Raw genomic sequence first — 1829 nt, forward strand, 5'->3', positions numbered from 1 at the left:
GGGCCCTCGTGGACGATCACGCCCTGGTTCATCACATAGGCGCGGTCGGCCACCTGTAGTGCGCTCTGCACGTTTTGCTCGACCACCAGCACCGCGATGCCTTCGGCCTTGAGCCGGCTGATGGTTTTCATCACGTCCTGCACCACCTTGGGCGCCAGGCCCTGGCTGGGTTCGTCGAACAGCACCAGGCCGGGCGAGCCCAGCAGCGCGCGCGAGATTGCGACCATCTGCATTTCGCCGCCCGAGAGGTTTTCGCACTCGCGGTGCATCAGGTATTCGAGCGCGCTGAAGATTTCAAAACATTCCTTCTCCTGCCAGGGGCGAAAGCGCGTGGTCTTGCGGGCGATAGCCAGGTTGCGCGCTACCGTCAGCGTCGGGAAGATGCGGCGGTCGTCCGGCACCCAGCCCATGCCGGCCTTGGCGATCTCGTGCGTGGGCATACGGGTGATGTCGCACGCGTCGAAGGCAATGCTGCCCTTGCGTGGCGGCGTGAGGCCGAGCACGGAGCGAAGCAGCGTGGTCTTGCCCGCGCCGTTGGGGCCCAGCAGTGCCACCACTTCGCCGGCGCCGACTTTCAGCGATATGTCGAACAGCACCTGCGTTTCGCCGTAGTAGGTGTCTATGCGGTTCACCGCCAGCATGTCGGCCTGCGGCGACACGGTTTTGATGACGGACTTCAGGACCGCGCTCATGCCAGCGCCCCCAGGTTGGACCGCCGCACCCATTCGTTTTCACGCAACTGGTCAGGCGTGCCATGGCTGATGACCTGGCCCCAGTGGATGACGGAGATCTGGTCGGCGAGCTTGAAGAGGAAATTCATGTCGTGTTCGATGATCACAATCGTGAGCTGGCGCTTGAGTTCTTTCACCAGCTCCATCAGGCGCGCCGTGCCTTCGGCACCCAGGCCGGCGGTGGGTTCGTCGAGGAAGAGCATGCGTGGCTCGGCTGCGAGTGCTACACCGATCTCCAGCGCGCGGCGCTCGCCGTAAGACAGGCTGCTGGCCAGCACGTGCTCCTTGCCCTTGAGGCCGACGCGCTCGAGGATGGCCGCGGCCAGTTGCTGGGCCGTGCTGTCGGCGCCCAGATCGCGCCAGGGGTTGAAGCCCTGCCTGCGCACATGCGGCGTGGCCACCAGCACGTTGTCGAGCGCGGTGTAGCTGTCGAACAAATTCATGATCTGGAAGGAACGCGACACGCCCTTGCGGGCAATCTCCCGCGGCGAGAGGCCGGTGATGTCCTCGCCGGCAAAGGTCACACGGCCGCGGTCGGGCTTGTAGCGGCCCGTCAGCACATTGAAGCAGGTGGTTTTGCCCGCGCCGTTGGGGCCCATGATGCCGTTGAGCTCACCTTCCCTGAAGCTGAGCGTGATGTCTTGCAGCACCACCTGGGCACCAAAGCGTTTGGACAGGCCGCTGGCCTCGAAGAGCTTCACAGTGCACCTCCGGCGGGGGTTGTCACGGGTTTGGCCACCACAGTGCGCCGCGGCCGTGCCTTCCAGGCTTGCCACGCGCCGGCAATGCCTTCGGGCTTGAACAGCACCATCGCCATGAAGACGAGGCCATACCAGAGCAGCCAGGTCTCGGTGTAGGCGCCCAGCAGGTCACGCGCCAGAATAAAGAAAGTGGCGCCGATGATGGGGCCCCAAAAACTTACGAGGCCGCCGCCTATCAGCACCATCATCACGACGAATCCCGAGTTGTGCAGGCTCATGACGTTGGGGTAGGCCGACTGCTGCGCCATGGCGAACAGCGCACCGGCCAGGCCCGCCACCGCGGTGGAGATCGTGAAGGCCAGCCACTTGTAAAGCCACACGTTGTAGCCCACAAAGG

Annotated in this window: 3 protein-coding genes; all 3 read right to left on the minus strand. The window is 64.5% G+C overall.

Translation table 11 applies throughout. The annotated features are described in order from the left end of the window. On the minus strand, positions 1-692 hold a 692-nt coding region (locus tag AC1D1X_RS22130; protein ID WP_477699199.1), incomplete at its 3' end, for an ABC transporter ATP-binding protein. Continuing rightward, complete coding sequence (locus AC1D1X_RS22135) at positions 689-1432, minus strand: ABC transporter ATP-binding protein (protein ID WP_477670354.1); 744 nt, start codon at positions 1430-1432, stop codon at positions 689-691. The genes AC1D1X_RS22135 and AC1D1X_RS22130, both read right to left, overlap by 4 nt. Continuing rightward, a partial coding sequence (locus AC1D1X_RS22140) for a branched-chain amino acid ABC transporter permease (protein ID WP_477699200.1) occupies positions 1429-1829 on the minus strand: 401 nt, incomplete at its 5' end. The genes AC1D1X_RS22135 and AC1D1X_RS22140, both read right to left, overlap by 4 nt.

The sequence above is a fragment of the Polaromonas sp. P1_G4 genome, assembly GCF_056405475.1.